The following is a 19562-nucleotide window of genomic DNA, read 5'->3' as shown; positions in this document are numbered from 1 at the left end:
CTCTGCCTACGTGGTGATCTTGTCCGTCTCATGGACGTCAGACGAACGCCGGGTACCGAGCGGTGTCCAGATCAGCAGAGCCAGGCTGAACCAGACATAGATGTTGCCGCCGAGAATCTCCAGCGGCGGCCGGGGACGGTTCTCCCACAGCCAGGTCAGCCGGGACGTCATCAGCAGGTAAGCCGCGATCGCCAGGTTCCGCTGCCGTCCACCGTGCTCGAAGCAGCGGATCAGCGCCGGGATCAGCCACACGCAGTGGTGGATCCAGGTGACCGGGCTGAGCAGGCAGCCCAGCACGCCGGTCAGCGCCAGCCCGCCGATCACGTCCTGCGGTGACCGGGCCACCCGCCAGGCCCAGAAGCCCAGAGTGACGACCACGCAGACCAGCCACACCTGCGCCTCGACGGCGTCCAGCGGCAGCCGGGCCAGGAACCCGCGTTCCGACTGGTTGGACAGGAAGTGCAGCTGGCCGACCCGGTTGGTGTCGCGCAGCGCGGAGAACCAGAACTCGCGGGACTCGTTCGGGAAGATCGCCGCGGCCAGCAGGGTCGCCGCGGCGGCCGCACCGATCGAGGTCGCCGCCGCCCGCCACCGGCGCGTCACGAGCAGGTACAGGATGAAGACGCCGGGAGTCAGCTTGATCGCGGTGGCGAGTCCGATGCCGACACCCGCCCAGCGGCTGTCCTTGGCCACGCCGAAGAGCATGTCGAAGGCGACCACGGCCAGCAGCAGCGTGTTGACCTGGCCGAAAGTGAACGTCTCGCGGACCGGTTCGAAAGCCAGGGCCACAAGCACGGCTATCGCGTACGCGTACCAGACGGTCCACCCGCGGCCCCGGATCATCGGGCCGGCCAGCCACCAGACCAGCAGTGCCGTGGTGAGCACCGTGCCGAGGCAGGCCAGCACCACGACAGGCCAGAACGGCAGGTACGCCATCGGCAGCATCACCAGTCCGGCGAACGGCGGATAGGTGAAGCCGTACGGCGTACCGGGCCGCAGCCAGTCGTAGACCATGCCGCCGTCGCCGCGGAACCAGTACTGGATCGCGCCGTAGTAGACCTTGGAGTCGAAGAACCCGTTACGCCTCGCGGCGAGGACGACGATCCCCACCGTGATCAGCGTCAGGACGACGACGGTCGCGATCTGTCTGTTTCGCTTCATGCAGAACTTTCCACGCTAGATATCCGGCGAGCGCGGTCATCACGACCGCACCCTGCGCCTTGGTGGCGAGCGCCAGGTTGTACCCGTCCGGGAGGCAGAGGACGCCGGCCACCGCGCACGGGGCGACCAGCCAGAGGGTGTCGCGCCACGGGGTCGCGGCGAGAAGGGCGAGCGGCCAGATCGCGTACCAAGGGTGGAAGACCGGGGCGAGCAGCACCGTGGCAGCGAGCGCCAGTCCGGCGTGCAGCAGCGGATCGCCCTTGCGCAGCGCCCGCACCCAGAGCAGGAGCAGCACCACGACCAGCGCGGCCATGCCGAGAACCCGGGTGACGGCGACCGCACCGGGCACGCCGATCATCTCCAGGGTCATGCCGATCGCGGTCGACGGGGCGGTCCACTGCACCGAGACGCCGCTGCCGGTCAGCCCGGCGATCCAGCCCAGGCCCAGGCCGGAGCCGAGCGAGACGGCCACCAGCGCCGCCGTCGCTCCCCCACCGATCATCGTCACCGCGCGCCGGAAACGTCCGGGGAAGAACAGCACGGCGAACGGGATCACCACGATCGCGGTGGCCTTGACCCCGACCGCCAGGCCGAGCAGCACGCCCATCATCAGCATGCTTCTTCGCATGGCCAGCCCCGCCATGATCAGGGCGACCATCACCGCCTCGTTGTGCGCGCCGGAGACCAGGTGCACCAGGACCAGCGGGCTCGCCAGAACCAGGAACACCGCTTCCTTGTCGCCACGCAGACACCAACCGATCACCACGACACCGGCCACCGCGATCACCCTCAGCAACACCACCGCTCCGGTCAGCGAGCCACCCAGCTTCGCCGCGACCGCCGCCAGGACCAGGAACACCGGTCCGTAAGGGGCCGGCGAGGAGCGCCAGGTGGGTGCGACGGCGTCGGCCCAGGGACAACCCAGAAGATCGACACCGCCGGAGTACGGGTCGAAGCCCGCGGACTGCTGCCATCCCTGACAGGCGTACGAGTAGACGTCGTAGCTGCCCAACGGGAGGACGGGCAGCAGGGGTACGGCCCACAGCGCGGCGGTCACGAAGGCCCAGCGCACCGACGGCACCCGCCTGCGGCCGAGCACCCAGGCGGCGACCAGCAGACCCGTCCCGGCCAGCCACGCCAGCGGCAGGACGACACCGTTCTGCCCGGCGAGAATCGTGCGCGGCGTCACAGTGGGTTCCCACGGACTGCTCGCGCCACCGAGCCAGGCGGCCACCGCGAGCAGCAGACTGCCTGCAAGCCCCGTGTATCGGACGAGGAACGGACGGGGCATGGCAAGGACCCTACCGTGACAGGCTGCTACCACCGGTGAACCGGTACTGTCGGCGGGATGTGGGCCCGGCACCGGTTGGAATGGATCACCGCGCTGCTGGCGACGGTGGCCGGCATCGTCTTCCTGCTCCTGCCACCGATGGGCACCGACCTCGCGGCCCAGACGGCACGGGCCGAGTTCTTCGCGTCACACGGATTCGTCCCGGTCGACCTCCGCTGGTACGCCGGGGTGGAACAGTTCGGCTACAGCCTCGTCTCCCAGCCGATCATGGCGCTGTTCGGTGTCCGCGTGACCGGCGTCCTGGCGATGATCGCGGGCTCGGTGCTGCTGGCGGTGCTGTTCCGGCGCACCGGGGCGGCCCGGCCGTGGGCGGGGGCGCTGCTCGGGACACTCGGATTCGCCGGGAACCTGGTGAGTGGACGGGTCACGTACGGTCTCGGGATCTGTCTGGGGGTCGCCGCCCTGGTCCTGCTGACCGTGCCACGCCTGCGTCCGCTCGCCGGTGCGGCCGCGTTCCTGGCCGCCGCGACGAGCCCGGTCGCCGGTCTGTTCACCGGTCTCGCCGGAGCGGCCCTCGTGCTGACCGGCCGGTACCGTGACGGGCTGCTGCTGGGGGTGCCGGCCGCGCTGCCGCTGGCGGTGACGTCGCTGCTCTTCGGCGACGGCGGCTGGATGAACATCAGCCGCGCCGACACCGTCCGGACCATGCTGACCGGCCTGGTGGTGGCCGCCTTCGTCCCGATCCGGGCGGTCCGCTTCGGTGCTCTGCTGTCGTCGGCCGGGGTGCTGGCGGCGGCGCTGATCCACACCCCGGTCGGCCTGAACGCGACCCGTCTCGCCGCGATGTTCGGCGTCCCGGTGCTGGCCGCCTACGCGACGCTCGCCCACCGGCTGGTGCCCCGGCCCGGCGCGGTGCTGGCCGTCCTCATCGGAGCGGTGATCTGGTGGCAGCAGCCGGTCGTCGTCGGCGATCTGCGCGACCTCGGCAACCCGACCGTGGCGGACTCCTACTTCCGCCCGTTGCGTGACCAGCTGGCGTCCCGCCCGTTGACCGGCCGGGTGGAGATCCCGCCGACCCGGGCCTACTGGGAGGCGGCGTCGATGGGGCCGGTCCCGCTGGCCCGCGGCTGGCTGCGGCAGGCCGACATCGACCGCAACCCGCTGTTCTTCACGGTGGTCCCGGGGGCTTCGGGGACCGGGGTGGATCTGACGCCGTCGTCCTACGAGGAATGGCTGCACGAGGAGGCCGTCCAGTACGTGGCGGTTCCGTCGGCGGAGCTGTCCTGGCCCGGCCGGGCGGAGGCCGCGATGGTCACGGCCGGTCTCCCCTACCTGTCGCTGATCTGGTCCGACGCGGACTGGAAGCTCTACGAGGTGGCGTCCGCCCGCCCGATCGTCGCCGCCCCGGCCACCCTGGTGTCGCAGGACGCCGCCACGCTGACCTTCGACGCCCCGGCCGCCGGACCGGTGTCCCTGCGCATTCGCCACCACCGCTGGTTCACCGCCTCCGGGGGCGCGTCGGTCACCGCGGACGGCGAGTGGACGACGGTCCGGGTCCCGGCTCCGGGCCGTTACACCGTGACCAGCAGCCTGTTCTGACCCGGACGACCCGGACGACCCGGCGGTCGCGGCAGTCGCTTGCGCCGGAACGCAGGTCGCGGCCAGTGCCAGGCCGGGACTCCCGTCGACGCGTACCAGAAAGTCAGGACCGCCTGGCCTCGCGCTCCGCACGCTTGCGTTCGCGTTGTTCGCGGGTGAAGCGCTTCCGGTTCTCCAGGTCGCGTTTCCACTGCTCGCGGGCGAACTCGTCGCAACCCTGGACAGCGCCCTTGGTCTGCGCCGGGCCGATCATGGAGCGGAAGAACCAGTCGTCGAACGTGCGGTGGAACCAGCCCGAGAACCTGGACACGGCGCGACTCCTCAGAAACTTGGTGGGCCAATCGTTGGTGCACCAACTATCGGTAGAATACCCAATGACATGAGGAGGCACGCCAGTGAGTGATCCGGACGACCCCCTGGCACTCGAACAACAGGTCTGTTTCGCCCTGTCGGTCGCCGCGCGCAGTGTGGTGGCGATCTACCGCCCGCTGCTGGAGCCGATGGGCCTGACCCACCCGCAATACCTGGTCATGCTCGCCCTCTGGCAGCATGCCCCGCTCTCCGTGCGCCGCCTCAGCGAGCTGCTGCAACTCGACCCGGGCACCCTCTCCCCGCTGCTGAAACGGCTGGAGGCGATCGGCTACCTGCGCCGCCGGCGGGATCCGGCCGACGAGCGCAGCCTCGCCATCACGCTGACCGACAGTGGTCGCGCGCTGCGGGCCGACGCCGAGCGGATCCCCCCGGCCGTGGTGGCACGCCTCGGCATGCCCGTCGAGGACCTGCGATCGGTGCACGCCGCCCTGACCCGGGTGATCGCCGCCGCCACACCACAGACCTGACCGCGCCCGCCGCGCAAGCCCGGCGTCATCCGATCGAATGAGGACCGGCCGTAAACCGGACGATAAGCCGTCACCCGGGTCGGTTGATCAGCAGAATCGTTGCCCGAAGCGGACGATACGGACGGCCGGGACAACCGATTCACTGGATCCTCGTGTGGAACTGCGTCAACTGCGGCGAGGACAACGCCGATACGCCGGAGCGATGTGCGGTGTGCGGCCAGCCGTGGCAGCCGGACAACGGGGACCAGCCGCTGCCCTGGCAGCCGAGAGACCGCCCCCGGGACCCGATACCGCCGCGGTCCCGGCCCGCGCCGGCACCCGGATTCCGGTCCGGCACACCACCGGCACCACGCAACGCCGCGCCCCGGCACGCCGGCCCGAGCCGCATGACGCAGACCGAAGCTGATCAGAGTGGCGTGACCTGGATCCCGGAAGCCGCCGACCCCGGCGCCCCGGCACCCCGGCGCCGTCGGCGGTCCCGGCTGATGCCCGCGCTGCCACTGGCCGTGCTCGGCGGCGCGTTGATCACCGCGGGGGTGATCGGCGGCCCGCGCCTGATCGGCACCTCCACCGGGCCGAGTACGGCGCCACCGCCGCCGGTGACCGGGAAGCCGATCCTGGAGAACATCCCGGTCAGCCTCTCGCCGATCACCGGGGCCACCGTCACGCCCTCGGCGTCCGCCCTGGTCACCGTGGACCGCACCGTCACCGACAAGCGGGCACCCGCGGTCGCGGCGATGTTCCACACCTACTTCACCGGGATCAACAACAAGGACTACGTCGCGGTGGGGCGGGTACTCGACCCGGACGGCGCGGTCGACCCCCGCGACACCGACCAGATGGCGGCGTTCGCCGAGGGCACCGGCAGCGCCCGCGACTCCCGGGTGGTGCTGCACGCCCTGTCCACCGCCGGCGACGGCACCACCACGGCGGACGTCCGGTTCCGCAGCGAACAGGAGCCCGGAGACGGCCCGGACGGACGGCTGGACGAGACCTGCACGGTGTGGCAGATCACCTACGTGGTCAGCGGCACGGACGGGGCGTACCGGATCGTCCGCGGCAAGGGCACGTCCCAACCCTGCTAGGACCGGGGGCTTTCAAGAGTCGAGGACCCGTTCCATCGCCGCGCGGGACCGCCGGGTCAGCCGCAGGTACCGGTCCACGAACTCACCCGGATCGCCGCCGCCCAGCAGGAGCACCGCGCCCGCCAGCTCGACCCCGTGCCGGGGCAGCTGATCGGTCGGACGCCCGCGGACCAGGGTGAGCGCGTTACGGACCTGGGCGGCCAGGGTCCAGCCGGCCGCCATCGCCTCCGCGTCGGCGGCGCCGACCAGACCGGTCCGGCACTCGTGGTCCAGCGCCTCCAGAGTGCGGGTCCTGCGCAGTTCGGGCTGCTCGTGGGCGTACCGCAACTGGAGCAGCTGGACCGCCCACTCCACATCGGCCAGACCGCCGCGGCCCAGTTTGGTGTGCGTGTTCGGGTCGGCGCCCCGGGGCATCCGCTCGGTCTCCACCCGGGCCTTGATCCGGCGGATCTCGATCACCTGCTCGCGGGTGAGGCCACCCTCCGGATAGCGCATGCCGTCGGCGAGGGCCTCGAACCGGCGGCCCAGCTCGGCGTCACCAGCGACGAACCGGGCCCGCAGCAGCGCCTGCGCCTCCCACACCCGCGACCACCGGGCGTAGTACTGCTGGTAGGCCTGCAGGCTGCGGACCAGCGGACCCTGCCGGCCCTCCGGTCGCAGGTCGGCGTCGACACCGAGGGCCGGGTCGGGGGCGGGCGCGTTGAGCAGGCGGCGCAACTCCTCGGCGATCGCGTGGGCGGCGGCGCTGGCCTCCCCCTCGGGACAACCGGGCGGCGGCTCGTGGACGAACAGCACATCGGCGTCGGAGGGGTAGCTCATCTCGTACCCGCCGAGGCGGCCCATCCCGATGACGGCGAACCGCAGGCCCGCCGGACCGGGCCGGCCGCGACGGGCGATGCCCAGCGCCGCACCCAGGGTCGCATCGGTGATGTCGGAGAGGGCCATGCCGACCCCGTCGACGTCCAGCGGACGGTCCGGGGCCAGGTCACCGCCCTCCCGCAGGATGTCGGCGCAGGCGATCCGGAACAACTCCCGCCGGCGCAGGGCACGGACCGCGGCGATCGCCTTCACCGGATCGGGGTGCCGGTCGCCGGCGGCCGCGAACCCGTCGAGCAGCGCCTGCCGGGGGCGGGGCTGCAACTCGGCGTCCTCGGCGAGCAGCCGCAGCGCCTCCGGGTCGCGGGTGAGCAGGTCGGACGCGTACCTCGACAGGCCGATCACCCGGGCCATGCGGCGGGCCACCGGTCCGCCGTCGCGCAGCAGCCGCAGGTACCACGGGGTGCTGCCGAGCTTGTCCGACACGTGCCGGTAGTTGAGCAGGCCGCGATCCGGTTCGGGGGCGTCGGCGAAGTCCTCGAGCAGCATCGGCAGCAGGGTGCGCTGGATCGCCGCGGTCCGGGTGACACCGCCGGTCAGCGCCTCCAGGTGCCGCAGCGCTCCGGCCGGGTCGGCGAACCCGAGGATCTCCAGGCGCTTGCGGGCCGACTCCGGGGTCATCCGCAGCGACTCGGCGGGCACCCGGGCCACCGCCTCGAGCAGCGGCTGATAGAGCAGCTTGACGTGCAGGCGCCGGACGTTGGCGGCGTGCCCCACCCAGTCCGAGCGGAACGCCTCGACCGCGTCGCGACCGGGCAGCGCGGTGTAGCCGAGTGCCGCCGCGAGCCAGCGCAGACCGGCCGGGTCGTCCGGCACGGTGTGGGTCCGTTTGAGCTGCTGAAGCTGCAGCCGGTGCTCGACGCCGCGCAGGAAACGGTAACCCCGCAGCAGGGTCTCGCCGTCCTGGCGGCCGACGTAACCGCCCGCCACCAGCGCACGCAGCGCCGGGAGGGTGCCCGGGGCGCGCAGCGTCTCGTCGACCCGGCCGTGCACGAGCTGCAGCAACTGCACCGCGAACTCGATGTCGCGCAGACCACCGGGACCGCGTTTGATCTCCCGGTCGACCTCCTTGGCCGGCACGTTGTCGATGATCCGCCGGCGCATGTCACGGACGTCGGCGACCGCCTCCGGGCGTTCCGCGGCATGCCACACCAGGGGCGCCAGGTCGGCGATCCACTCACTCGCCAGCGCCAGGTCACCGGCGGCCGGCCGGGCCTTCAACAGCGCCTGGAACTCCCACGTCCGGGCCCAGCGCCGGTAGTACGCCTGATGGCTGGCCAGAGTCCGGACCAGCGGGCCGCGACTGCCCTCGGGGCGCAGCGCCGCGTCGACCGGCCAGGCCACCTGACCGCAGATCTCGATCAGCCGGGCGGCGATCGTGGTGCCCGCACTCAGATCCTCGTCACCGGCCACCACGAAGATCACGTCCACGTCGGAGACGTAGTTCAGCTCGTTGCCGCCGCACTTGCCCATCGCCACGACCGCCAGCCGCGGCTCGGCCACACCCTTCAGACCCAGGACCGCGATCGTGTACGCGGCCGCGAGCGTCTCGTCCGCCAGCCGCGACAGCGCCGCCATGGTCGGCTCGAGTCCCCGCCCGCCGGTCAGGTCCGCGGCCGCGATCCGCAGCAGCGCCAGCCGGTAGGCGGCCCGCAGGCCCGGCACGCCCGTCTCCGGGTCGAACACCAGCCGGCCCTCGGCGTCCGGTGGCAGACCGCTGCGCCCGGTCGACAGTGTCCGCCACTCGTCCGGATTGGCCACCAGGTTGTCGCCGAGCGTGGACGACGCGCCGAGCACCGCCAGCAGCCGGCGCCGCAGACCGTGGTCGCGGTGCAGCTCGACGAAGAACTCGTCGGTCGCCGCGTTCACCGTCAGCGCGCCGCCGGGGCCGACGATCCGGCCGCCGTTGCCCCGCTCGGCGGCCCGGCCGACCGCGTCGACGAGCCGGTGCAGCTGGCGCAGCGACAGGTTCGGATCGGCCGACCGGGAGAGCCCGTCCAGCAGTTCGGCGGCTCGCTCGTCGACCGGGCCCTGCATCCGCGGGTCCCACATCCGCAGGCCCTCGTCGCCGAGCAGGTCGGTGGCGCTGGCCCCGTTGTCGGCGAACCCGTACCGGGCGAGCCGGGTCGGCCGGGTCATCAGTGCCCCAGCAGAGGCAGGGTCCGGCCGGTGCTCTGCTGGGGGATGTCGGCGTCCGGCAGGGTGCCGAGGGCCAGCGCGGCGAACCGGACGGCGAACGGCTGCCAGACCTCCTCGACGTCGGCGAGGACCGCCGACGTCGCCGCCACCAGCACCTCGGGGTCGATGCCGAGTTCGGCGAGCGTCGCCGCGTCGCTGCGGCTCCAGTCCTCGATCATCGCCGCGTCGCACTCGATGTGGAACTGCACGCCCCACGCCCGGTCACCGATCCGGAACGCCTGATGCGGGTAGCGGCTGGAAGCGGCGAGCAACGTCGCGTTCGCCGGCAGCTCGGTGATCTCGTCGTGGTGCCACTGCAGCACGTCCGGCAGCAGCGGCACCCACTTGAACAGCGGATCCGTGTCGGCGGCGTCCCGCTTGGCGACCAGCCCGGGACCGATCTCCGGGCCGGCGGTGCTGCGCTCCACCAGGCCGCCGTGCGCGTGGGCCAGGATCTGCCCGCCGAGGCAGACCCCGAGGGTCGGCACCCGGTGGCGGACCGCCTTGCGCAGCAGGCCCTCCAGCGCGGGGAACCAGGGCGCGCCCGGCTCGCCGCCGGGGTCCGGGTAGGCGTTCTGCCCGCCGCCCAGCACCACCAGCGCGGAGAACCCGTCGAGGGTCTCCGGCAGCGGGTCGCCGGCGTGCGGGCGCAGGACGGTGAGGTCCAGGCCCGCTTCGGTCAGCCAGTCGCCCAGTCGGCGAAGATCGTCACTGGGGTCGTTCTCGATGACTAATGCGCCACTCACGTCTCGAGGCTAGTCGCCCGGTGTCCAGCGGGCGACCACCTCGTCACCGTCGGTCTCGCCGGTCTCCACGAAACCGAGGCTCAGGTACAGGTCACGGGCCGCGGTGTTCTCCGGCTGATAGCTCAGGGCCACGTTCGGCGTGCCGGGTACGGCGATCAGCCGGTCCCGCAGCTGGCGGACCAGCTCGCGGCCGATGCCCTGGCGCTGGTGCTCGGCGTCCACCACCACGCCGCCGATCCAGCGGCTGGCGTCGTCGTCGACGGCCCAGATCGCGAAGGCCACCACCTTGCCGTCGCGGGTCACGGCGTACGGCTTCCACAGATCGCCGTAGTTGCACATGCAGAGGTAGTAGGTGACGTCCGCGACGAACTGCTTCTGCTCGGGATGCACGGTCAGGGCGGCGCACTCGCGCCAGTTGGCCTCGGTGACCGGCTCCAGGCGGATCTCGTCCAGATTCATAAAGTTGATCTTGCCACTCCGCGTCAAAGTAGTTCGTCGCCGCTTCTCGTCCTCGACCACCCTCGACCGTCGTCTACCACCCTCGAGCGTCGTCGACCACCCTCGAGCGTCGTCGACCACCCTCGAGCGTCGTCGACCACCGTCGACCGTCGTCGATCTAGGAGATGCAGGCGCAGACGATCAGCGCCGCGCCGAAGTGCGACGCCGCACTGACCAGGGCGCCGCCGTGCCGCTCCGGGGTGCAGATGACCTCGCCCAACTTGCCCGGGGTCATCCAGTCCAGGACCAGGAACGCCAGGCCCATGATGCCGATGCCGACCAGGCCGAACAGCACCGTCGACGCCAGGCCCTGGGCGAACGACTCGTACGACGTGAAGATCGCGGTGAAGACGATCAGCGCGATGCCCAACTGGTTGGCCGCCAGCAACAGCGAGGCGTTCGGGTTGCGCTCGGCCCAGATCAGGTCCCGCAGCTTGCCCGGCGTGAGCAGGTCGATCAGCACGTAGCCGACCGCCATCAGTCCGATGCCCACGATGCCGAACGCGATACTGCGCCCAGCGCCCTCAAGCAGATCTTGCAGCACGGCTTCTCCCTTGTCGCGTGTTCTCCCCGACGACGGTATCGGAGCCGATCTAGCCCGGGGTTCGGACGATAGCCTGTGACGTTTTCGGGCCGGGTGTCGCTGTACCTACGGGTGCCCGCATCCTCGGGGGCGCGATCGGCGAGAGGCGCGGAGGTCGTGTGATGGTGGCACCGGAGGACCTCGGCGCTGTGGTACGCGCGGCGCAGACCGGCGACGAGGACGCGTTCCGGCAGCTCTACCGATTGCAGCAGCCGGTGCTGCTGCGATATCTGCGGGTCCTGGTGGGCGACGACGCGGAGGACGTCGCCTCCGAGGCGTGGCTGCAGATCGCCCGCGACCTGCGCTCGTTCGCGGGCGACGGCGACGGTTTCCGGGGCTGGACCGCAACGATCGCCCGGCACCGGGCGATGGACCTGCTCCGGGCCCAGCGCCGCCGTCCGCAGACCGGCGCACCGGTCGAGGGCCTGGACGGTCTGCGGGCCGGCGACGACACCGCCGAACGCGCCCTGGAGCTGGTCACCACCGACGAGGCGGTGGCCCTGATCGCCACCCTGCCGCCGGAGATGGCCGAGGCGGTGATGCTGCGCGTGGTCGCCGGGCTGGACGCGAAGAGCACCGGGCTGATCCTCGGACGGCGGGCCGGAGCGGTCCGCACCGCGGCGTACCGCGGGTTGCGACAGCTCGCCCAGCGCCTGACCGCCCGCGATCCCAAGCCTCCTGAGCAGCGCCGATCCGCGACCTGGACGGCGCCGGTGACACCGGCGGCAACGGCGGCGCTGAAGGAGATGAGATGACCAGCGAGCGCGTCCCCCGTCACCGGCCGGGCGCCGCACGTGACAGGACGACCGAGGGCGGGAGACCGATGGACCGGGAGACGGCGGAGGGCGCCCTGCGGGGCGATCTGTCCGCGCTGCCGGACGGTCTGACCCGGGTGCTCCGGGCGGCGCAGGCTCCGGGCCGGCCGCACGAGCTGGCCGGGGAGGACGCCGCGGTGGCCGCGTTCCGGGCAGCGGGCCACGCCCCCGGCGACGCGCGGATCCGCCGCCGGTCGACGATTCTGACACGGCTGCTGAGTCTCAAGGTGGCCGCGGCGGCGTTCGCGACGACGGCGACGATCGGTGGGGTGGCCCTGGCGGCCGGCACCGGCACGTTCTCCGCGGCACCGCCGGCCTCGTCCCCCGTCTCCGACCTGGCGTCGGCAGGCCGGGAGGCAGGTCAGGAGGCGAAGCGGGAGGCTGCGGGCCAGAAAGCGACGGGTCCGGAAACGACGGGCCTCGGGACGGCGAGCGCGACGCCGGGACCGTCGGCCACCGCCACACCGCAGCGGCTGGCGCAGCTCTGCACCGAGTTCACCGGGCAGGACGAGCAGGAGCGGGATCGGGCGCTCGACGCCGGGTACTACGGCGAGTTGGTCGACCGGGCCGGCGAGCGGGACGAGGTCGGCCGCTTCTGCGGTGACCTCCGCCGGGACGGCACACCCGATGCCACCCGGTCCGCGGCTCCCCGCACCAGCGATCCCGGAGGCCACGGTCCCGGCGGCGGCCGACCGTCGAGCGACCGGCCCTCGGAGGGGCATCCCCGCGACGGCGATCCGCGGACCGGCGACTCCCGGAACGGACGGGACACCCTCGGGTTCGCCGCCCGGAACGGGCAGGACACCACCGGGTTCGCCGCCCGGAACGGACGGATCCCCGCCGGATTCGCCGCCCGGAACGGACGGATCCCCGCCGGATTCGCCGCGCGGGACGGACACCGCACCCCGTCGGCCGGCGACGGCGTGCGGACGGACCGCGGGTCGAGGGAGAGGTGAGGCAGGTCATGGGCGACCAGGAGCCTCACCGGTGAGAGCCGGCATCCGGTGGACTGGATCTGGGGAACGGGCGGTCCACCGGATGCCTTGTAAGGTCGGCTGACAACGGGGTTGCCCCCACCCTGCGCAGGCAGCCGAACCAGTCGGACGGCGGCGATCCCCGGATCGCCGCCGTCTGGCGTATCCCGGGCTACCCGAGGCGGACGAGAAGCACCACCGTGACGGAACACAGGCGCAGACCACAGCACGGCGGACCGCCGGCGCTGAACGAGACGGAGGCCGGGGCGGTCGTCCGCCCCGGCCTCCGGTCGAGCTATGGGTTCGAGCTGCGCTCAGAGCGCGCCGAGGTAACGCTGACGCTCGTACGGCGTGACCTCGCGGCGGAACTGCTCCCACTCGGCCCGCTTGTTACGCAGGAAGAAGTCGAAGACGTGCTCGCCGAGCACCTCGGCGACCAGCTCGGACTTGGCCATCACGTCGATCGCCTCGGACAGGTTCTCCGGGAGCGCCTCGTAACCGGCGGCCTTACGCTCGGCCGGCGACAGCGACCACACGTCGTCCTCGGCGCCCGGCGGCAGCTCGTAGCCCTCCTCGATGCCCTTGAGACCGGCACCGAGCATGACCGCGAAGGCCAGGTAGGGGTTCGCCGCCGAGTCGATCGAGCGGACCTCGACGCGCGCCGAGCTGGGCTTGCCGAAGGCGGGGACCCGGACCAGGGCGGACCGGTTGAGGTGGCCCCAGCTGACGAACGCCGGCGACTCGGTGATCCGGTCCGGCAGCTGCAGCGGGAACAGCCGCTTGTACGAGTTGACCCACTGGTTCGTGATCGCGGTGTACTCCCGCGCGTGCACCAGCAGGCCGGCGATGAACGCCCGCGCCGTCTTGGACAGCTTCTGCGGGTCCTCGCTGTCGTAGAAGGCGTTGCGTTCGCCCTCCATCAGCGACAGGTGGGTGTGCATGCCGGAACCGGGCTGGTCGGTGTACGGCTTCGGCATGAAGGTCGCCCGGACACCCTGGGTGACGGCCACCTCCTTGACCACATGCCGGAACGTCATGATGTTGTCGGCGGTGGTGAGGGCGTCCGCATACCGCAGGTCGATCTCCTGCTGGCCGGGCGCGACCTCGTGGTGGCTGAACTCGACCGAGATGCCGATCCGCTCCAGGGAGAGCACGGCCTGGCGGCGGAAGTCGCGGGCCACCGCGTGGGTGGTGTGGTCGAAGTAGCCGCCGGTGTCGACCGGGACCGGCACCGAGCCGTCGTTCGCGCCGTCCTGGATCAGGAAGAACTCGACCTCGGGGTGGGTGTAGAAGGTGAAGCCCTTCTCGGCGGCCTTGGCCAGGGCGCGGCGCAGCACGTGGCGCGGGTCGGCCCAGGCGGCGCTGCCGTCGGGGAGCAGGATGTCGCAGAACATCCGGGCGCTCTCGCCGCTGACCCCGCCCTCGAACGGGAAGACCTGGAAGGTGGTCGGGTCGGGCATGGCGACCATGTCCGACTCGTAGACCCGGGCGAATCCTTCGATCGCCGAGCCGTCGATCCCGATGCCCTCCTCGAACGCGGACTCGAGTTCGGCCGGGGCGACCGAGACGCTCTTCAGCGTACCCAGCACATCGGTGAACCAAAGGCGGACAAAACGGATGTCGCGCTCCTCGAGCGTGCGAAGCACGAACTCCTGCTGACGGTCCACTTCCACCCCTAGTTCCCGTGTCTACCTATCGAGCCGAGACTACGCTGACCAGAGCCTGTGAGGTCGGCCCGGGTCCGGAACTGAAACCGCGGCATTGGGGAACAATAAGGTCCATGCCAACGCTGCGCATCGCTCTCGCTCAGGTGAACTCGACAGTCGGTGACATACCCGGCAATGCGGCCTCGATCCGCAGGTGGTCACGGACGGCCGCAGACGCCGGGGCGCACCTGGTCGCCTTCCCCGAGATGATGCTGACCGGTTATCCCATCGAGGATCTCGTCTTCCGCAGCTCGTTCGTCACCGCCTCGCAGCAGGCCCTCCGCGGTCTCGCCGCCGATCTGGCCGCGGACGGCCTCGGTGAGCTGCCGGTGATCGTCGGATATGTGGACGCCGACGGCCCGGCCGCGATCAGCTCGGACGCCGAGGCGGGCACCGGACGGCGGGACGCCTCCGCGCTGCTGTTCCGGGGCGAGGTCGCCGCCACCTACTACAAGCACCACCTGCCCAACTACGGCGTCTTCGACGAGGACCGCTACTTCGAGCCGGGCACCGCGCTGACCGTGGTGCGGATCGGTGGCGTGGACGTGGCGCTGACCGTCTGCGAGGACATCTGGCAGGCCGGCGGCCCGTTCACCGCGGCGCGGCGGGCCGGCGTGGGACTCGTGGTCAACATCAACGCGTCGCCCTACGAGGCGAACAAGGACGACGTCCGTCTCCCCCTGGTACAACGGCGGGCGGCGGAGGCCGGGGCCACGATCGCCTACGTGAACATGGTCGGCGGGCAGGACGAGCTGGTCTTCGACGGCGACTCGATGATCGTGTCGCCGAGCGGGGAGCTGCTCTGCCGGGCGGGCCAGTTCACGGAGGCTCTGCTCGTACACGATCTGGATCTGCCGGAGGCGGACGCGGCGCCGAACACCCCCGGCGAGACCGATGCGGCGAAGCCGCGAGTCGAGCAGGACCGGCCCGACGACATGGCCATCACGCGGGTGGAGATCCCCAAAAATCTGGATCACAACCCCGATGTGGTACGCGGTGAGATCGCCCCGCCGCTGTCCGACGACGCCGAGATCTGGAACGCCCTGGTCGTCGGCCTGCGCGACTATGTCGACAAGAACCGGTTCCGGAGCGTCGTCTTCGGGCTCTCCGGCGGCATCGACTCGGCTGTCGTCGCCGCGATCGCCGTCGACGCCCTCGGCCCGGAACGCGTGGTCGGCGTCTCACTGCCCAGCGGCTACTCCTCGGAGCACTCCAAGGACGACGCCGCCGACCTGGCCAAACGCACCGGCCTGGACTACCGGGTGCAGCCGATCCAGCCGATGGTCGACGGCTTCCTGGCGAACATGTCGCTGTCGGGCCTGGCCGTGGAGAACCTGCAGGCCCGGGTCCGCGGCGTGATCCTGATGGCACTCTCCAACCAGGAGGGCCACCTGGTGCTGACCACCGGCAACAAGAGCGAACTGGCGGTCGGTTACTCCACCCTCTACGGCGACTCGGTCGGCGGCTACAACCCGATCAAGGACGTGCCGAAGACGATGGTCTGGCAACTGGCCCGCTGGCGCAACACCCAGGCGGACGCGCCGATCCCGGAGAACTCGATCACCAAGGAACCGAGCGCCGAACTGCGCCCGGACCAGAAGGACTCGGACTCGCTCCCGGACTACTCGATCCTCGACCCGATCATCCGCGGCTACGTGGATCAGGACATGGGCCGGGCCGAGCTGATCGAGGCCGGTAACGACCCGGCCCTGGTCGACCGGACCCTTCGCATGATCGACATCGCGGAGTACAAACGCCGCCAGGCCGCCCCCGGCACCAAGATCTCCGGCAAGGCGTTCGGCCGCGATCGTCGCCTCCCTATTACCAACCTGTTTCGTGAAGGGGTGTGAAAACCCTTACTGAGGCCTGACTTTCAGGGGGTCCCCGGTGTCACGATGTGCGGACACCCGGGGACCGCACCTCAGCGGCCTCGAGGGAAGGGAGAAGTGCGTCATGTCGGAGATTCCCACCTTGTACGGTGGCCCAGCAACCCGCCGCGTCCGCACCCGTGACCTGCTCAACGCCAAGATTCGCGGCGACCGCTGGCCGATGCTGACCGCCTACGACATGTACACGGCGCAGATCTTCGACCAGAACGGGATCCCGGTCCTGCTGGTCGGCGACTCGGCCGCCAACAACGTCTACGGCTACGAAACCACCGTGCAGATCACCGTCGACGAGCTGCTACCGCTGGTCAAGGCGGTGGTCCGGTCCACGAGCACCGCGCTGATCGTCGGTGACCTGCCGTTCGGCAGCTACGAGGAGGGCCCCACCCAGGCCCTGCGCACCGCGGTCCGGTTCATGAAGGAGAGCGGCTGCCACGCCGTGAAACTCGAAGGCGGCCGCAGCGTAGCCCCGCAGATCGCCGCGATCACCGGCGCCGGCATTCCCGTCATGGCCCACATCGGCTTCACCCCGCAGCGCGAACACACCATCGGCGGCTACCGCGTGCAGGGCCGCGACGAGGACGCCGCCGAGGTCATCGCGGACGCCCGGGCCGTCGCCGAGGCGGGCGCCTTCGCCGTGGTCCTCGAAATGGTCCCCGGCGAAGTCTCCAAGCAGATCACCAAGGAACTCACCATCCCCACCGTCGGCATCGGCGCGGGCCCCGACACCGACGCACAGGTGCTGGTCTGGCAGGACATGGCCGGCCTGCGCACCGGCCGGATGCCCCGCTTCGTCAAGCAGTACGCCGACTTGAACAGCGCCCTCTCCGAGGCCACCCGCCAGTTCGCCGCCGAAGTCCGAGGCGGCGAATTCCCGGCAGCCGAACACACCTTCTAAACCCTCCCTCGGTGTACGGGGTGGGCCGCCCAGCCACAGCCCACCCCGTCCCACCAGCGCCAGCGTCTGGATGGCCGCTCGAAGCCGCTCGGAGCCGCTCGGAGCCGCTCGGAGCCGCTCGGAGCCGCTCGGAGCCGCTCGGAGCCGCTCGGAGCGGTCGATTCAGAACGGACGGCCGGAGATCAGAGCCGCTCGAAGCGGACGGTTCGGGTTGACGGGTCGGCGGCGGTGAGGCGTGCCGGGATCCGGCGGCCCAGTGGCAGGTCGCCGGCGCACTTGGCGCGGACCGCGGGATCGTCCAAGGCCACCGTCCCGCCGGGTGGGCGCTTGCTGTTGCCCTCGTCGCGGTCCAGTACGGCCACCTCGAAGGTCTCCCCCACCCGGTGTTCCAGCACCACCGCCTCGGCCAGATCGATCGCACCGCGGTCGGCCGCTCCCGCCACCCGGTCGGTGGTCGCCATCGTCTTCGGCAACCGTCCCAGCGCCTCCCTCACGTCGTCCGGAACCGGGCGTCCCTCGAACAGAGCCAGACAGGCCTCGGTCGCATACCGGTCCGCGAGGCGCCGCAGCGGAGCCGTCACATGCGCGTAGGGCGCCCCCACCCCACCATGGCCCACCTCAGCGGGCAACCCGCCGCCACTCCCCGGCCCAGCGCCTTCAGAAGGCGAGCGCCCAGGCCCGGTGTCCCCGGGACGAGCACTTTCAGGACGAGCGCTTTCAGGGCCAGCGTTCCCAGAAGCAGCATTTCCGGCATCTGCGTTCGTCGAGACTGGGCTTTCCGGAGCGATGATCACCGCGTTCGGGGCTGCTGATGCCGATATCTCTGGCGCGGCTGAAGCCGGAGCGGCTGAAGCCGGAGCAGCTGAAGCCGGAGCAGCTGAAGCCGGAGCAGCTGAAGCCGGAGCAGCTGAAGCCGGCGTTGCCGACTTTGGCGGGACTGCCGGGGACGATGGTTCGGAGGTGGTGCCGAAGGCTGTGTAGGCGGCGCCCCTCAACAGGTCGGCTGCCTGGTCCAGGAACGCGGCGCCGCGAGGACTGGCCGGGTCGACCGAGGATACGACTGCGCCGACTGAGGCTCCCGGGGGCCACGGGACGTCCAGGGACTCGGCGGCGGCACGCAAGGTGGCGACGGCCTCCGGTTTGGGGGCGGGCATGGTGCGGAGCAGGCCTATGCCGCCGGCGAGCATGATCTGGGCGGCGGCCATGCCGGTCAGCAGGGAGATCTGGGCGTTGTGCTCCTCGATCGGCAGGGACGCGCGCAACACCAGGCGCCAGCCGTCACCGTCGCGTTCGACATCCTGCTCGGGCAGAGGCAGATTGACCGCGCCACGGTCGGCGGCTCGCTCGGCCAGGATCGTGCCGATCTCGGGCAGCAGGAGCAGCTCGTCGGGGGCTGTGCCGGCGTCGATCTGCTGCTGCACGCCTGCGTAGTCGAGTTTGGCCCGGCTCCGGATCCGGGCCCGGCCCAGTGCGACACCCACCGTCTCGCCGGCGGCGTCCAGGTCGATCGTCCAGACGACAGCGGCCCGGACCACGTCCGGAAGCAGGCTCACCGCGCCCTCACTGAGCACCGGTGGGTGCAGCGGGACCCGGCCGTCCGGCAGATAGATCGTCTGGCCGCGCACCCAGCTCTCCGCCTCGACCAGGCTGCCCGGGCGGACGTAGGCGAACACGTCAGCGATCGCATAACGAATCCGGTAACCACCGCCGTCCCGCCGGCTCAGATGCATCGCCTGGTCGAGGTCCTGGGACCCGGCCGGATCGACCGTCAGGAACGGCACCTCCGTCAGATCCGCCTCGGGCAGCGGCGTGTCCCGCGCGGACTCCCCCGCCTCAGCGAGCACCGCCGCCGGGAACTCGTCCGGCAGCCGTAGTTCTCTCCGCAGCACCGAGAAGTCGATCTGCGGCGCCACCACCCTTTTCATCGGCACGGCCCATTCCTACCAGGCCCCACCGACACTTCCCGCCGTCCCGCACCCCGTAGGAGGGTGAACGCACCCGAAATCCCGAGCTCTGCGGTGTCAGGCTGTGCGGCAGCACTGGACAGCAGAGCCGTGGAACAAGCGTTGGGCATCAACCGAGTGGATCCGGCTGAGGCCCAACGCTGTATCGAATACTCGCGAGCAACCGAGAACACCGGTCAAGCCGCTCGCAGGATCGGATAGTACGGGTGGAGCCGGTCGGCTAGACACGTTTCGTGGTCAGGGTGCGAAGCCCATCCGTGTGGTGATTTCGGGCGCGCTGGACGCCCGAAATCACCACGCTGTTGTGGCTGTGGTGAATACGGGCGCGCTGGACGCCCGAAATCACCACGCTGTTGTGGCTGTGGTGAATACGGGCGCGCTGGACGCCCGAAATCACCACGCTGTTGTGGCTGTGGTGAATACGGGCGTGCTGAGCGCCCGAAATCACCACAGAGGCAGACCC

Annotated in this window: 17 protein-coding genes; 7 read left to right on the top strand and 10 right to left on the bottom strand. The window is 71.2% G+C overall.

Features of this window, described 5'->3' with window-relative positions:
• Positions 1-6: 6 nt before the first annotated feature.
• Positions 7-1161, bottom strand: coding sequence for a glycosyltransferase 87 family protein (locus QSK32_RS10330; RefSeq protein ID WP_285471748.1), 1155 nt, complete (start codon positions 1159-1161; stop codon positions 7-9).
• On the bottom strand, positions 1079-2452 hold the full coding sequence (mptB, locus tag QSK32_RS10325) for a polyprenol phosphomannose-dependent alpha 1,6 mannosyltransferase MptB (RefSeq protein ID WP_285471747.1): 1374 nt from the start codon (positions 2450-2452) through the stop codon (positions 1079-1081). The genes QSK32_RS10330 and mptB overlap by 83 nt, the downstream gene beginning before the upstream one ends.
• A gap of 57 nt (positions 2453-2509) precedes the next feature.
• On the opposite strand from mptB, the gene QSK32_RS10320 reads away from it, so the two are divergent.
• The gene (locus QSK32_RS10320; RefSeq protein WP_045743516.1) at positions 2510-4051 is read left to right on the top strand and encodes a hypothetical protein; all 1542 of its coding nucleotides are present in this window, start codon (positions 2510-2512) and stop codon (positions 4049-4051) included.
• A 103-nt stretch (positions 4052-4154) separates the two neighbouring features.
• Here QSK32_RS10320 and QSK32_RS10315 read toward each other — a convergent pair whose 3' ends face one another.
• Complete coding sequence (locus QSK32_RS10315) at positions 4155-4361, bottom strand: hypothetical protein (protein ID WP_285471746.1); 207 nt, start codon at positions 4359-4361, stop codon at positions 4155-4157.
• A gap of 85 nt (positions 4362-4446) precedes the next feature.
• On the opposite strand from QSK32_RS10315, the gene QSK32_RS10310 reads away from it, so the two are divergent.
• Complete coding sequence (locus tag QSK32_RS10310; RefSeq protein ID WP_045743514.1) at positions 4447-4890, top strand: MarR family winged helix-turn-helix transcriptional regulator; 444 nt, start codon at positions 4447-4449, stop codon at positions 4888-4890.
• Positions 4891-5276: 386 nt separating this feature from the next.
• Complete coding sequence (locus tag QSK32_RS10305) at positions 5277-5975, top strand: hypothetical protein (protein WP_285471745.1); 699 nt, start codon at positions 5277-5279, stop codon at positions 5973-5975.
• Positions 5976-5987: 12 nt separating this feature from the next.
• Here QSK32_RS10305 and QSK32_RS10300 read toward each other — a convergent pair whose 3' ends face one another.
• From QSK32_RS10300 to QSK32_RS10285, 4 genes are all read right to left on the bottom strand, one after another.
• Complete coding sequence (locus QSK32_RS10300; protein WP_045743512.1) at positions 5988-8990, bottom strand: bifunctional [glutamine synthetase] adenylyltransferase/[glutamine synthetase]-adenylyl-L-tyrosine phosphorylase; 3003 nt, start codon at positions 8988-8990, stop codon at positions 5988-5990.
• The gene (locus tag QSK32_RS10295; protein WP_045743511.1) at positions 8990-9775 is read right to left on the bottom strand and encodes a type 1 glutamine amidotransferase; all 786 of its coding nucleotides are present in this window, start codon (positions 9773-9775) and stop codon (positions 8990-8992) included. Before QSK32_RS10295 ends, QSK32_RS10300 begins: the two co-directional genes overlap by 1 nt.
• Positions 9776-9784: 9 nt before the next feature.
• Positions 9785-10234 carry a GNAT family N-acetyltransferase gene (locus QSK32_RS10290; protein WP_045743510.1) on the bottom strand — a complete coding sequence of 150 codons (450 nt, stop codon included), beginning with the start codon at positions 10232-10234 and terminating at the stop codon, positions 9785-9787.
• Positions 10235-10391: 157 nt separating this feature from the next.
• Complete coding sequence (locus QSK32_RS10285; RefSeq protein ID WP_045743509.1) at positions 10392-10817, bottom strand: DUF350 domain-containing protein; 426 nt, start codon at positions 10815-10817, stop codon at positions 10392-10394.
• 161 nt (positions 10818-10978) lie between these two features.
• Between QSK32_RS10285 and QSK32_RS10280 the strand changes: the two genes are divergently transcribed.
• Together QSK32_RS10280 and QSK32_RS10275 are read left to right on the top strand one after the other, a co-directional pair.
• Positions 10979-11611, top strand: a complete 633-nt coding sequence (locus QSK32_RS10280) for an RNA polymerase sigma factor (RefSeq protein WP_045743508.1) — start codon at positions 10979-10981, stop codon at positions 11609-11611.
• Complete coding sequence (locus QSK32_RS10275; RefSeq protein WP_285471744.1) at positions 11608-12627, top strand: hypothetical protein; 1020 nt, start codon at positions 11608-11610, stop codon at positions 12625-12627. Before QSK32_RS10280 ends, QSK32_RS10275 begins: the two co-directional genes overlap by 4 nt.
• A gap of 332 nt (positions 12628-12959) precedes the next feature.
• Here the strand turns inward: QSK32_RS10275 and glnA are convergent, their stop codons facing one another.
• A complete protein-coding gene (gene glnA / locus QSK32_RS10270; protein ID WP_045743507.1) occupies positions 12960-14312 on the bottom strand; it encodes a type I glutamate--ammonia ligase in 1353 nt (450 codons plus the stop codon).
• Positions 14313-14425: 113 nt separating this feature from the next.
• Here glnA and QSK32_RS10265 point away from each other — a divergent pair, with 113 nt between their 5' ends.
• Together QSK32_RS10265 and panB are read left to right on the top strand one after the other, a co-directional pair.
• Positions 14426-16201 carry an NAD+ synthase gene (locus QSK32_RS10265; RefSeq protein WP_045743506.1) on the top strand — a complete coding sequence of 592 codons (1776 nt, stop codon included), beginning with the start codon at positions 14426-14428 and terminating at the stop codon, positions 16199-16201.
• A gap of 103 nt (positions 16202-16304) precedes the next feature.
• Positions 16305-17135: a 3-methyl-2-oxobutanoate hydroxymethyltransferase gene (gene panB, locus QSK32_RS10260; RefSeq protein WP_285471743.1), complete on the top strand. Its 831-nt coding sequence runs from the start codon at positions 16305-16307 to the stop codon at positions 17133-17135.
• Positions 17136-17317: 182 nt separating this feature from the next.
• Here panB and QSK32_RS10255 read toward each other — a convergent pair whose 3' ends face one another.
• Together QSK32_RS10255 and QSK32_RS10250 are read right to left on the bottom strand one after the other, a co-directional pair.
• Entirely contained in the window at positions 17318-19060 is a 1743-nt protein-coding gene (locus tag QSK32_RS10255; protein ID WP_285471906.1) for an RNB domain-containing ribonuclease, read from the bottom strand.
• Between the two features lie 259 nt (positions 19061-19319).
• The gene (locus tag QSK32_RS10250; RefSeq protein WP_285471742.1) at positions 19320-19550 is read right to left on the bottom strand and encodes a hypothetical protein; all 231 of its coding nucleotides are present in this window, start codon (positions 19548-19550) and stop codon (positions 19320-19322) included.
• Positions 19551-19562: the final 12 nt, after the last annotated feature.

This window comes from Actinoplanes sp. NBRC 101535 (genome assembly GCF_030269225.1).
Taxonomy (GTDB): Bacteria; Actinomycetota; Actinomycetes; order Mycobacteriales; family Micromonosporaceae; genus Actinoplanes; species Actinoplanes rectilineatus.
This window is presented reverse-complemented; position numbering and strand designations above follow the sequence as displayed.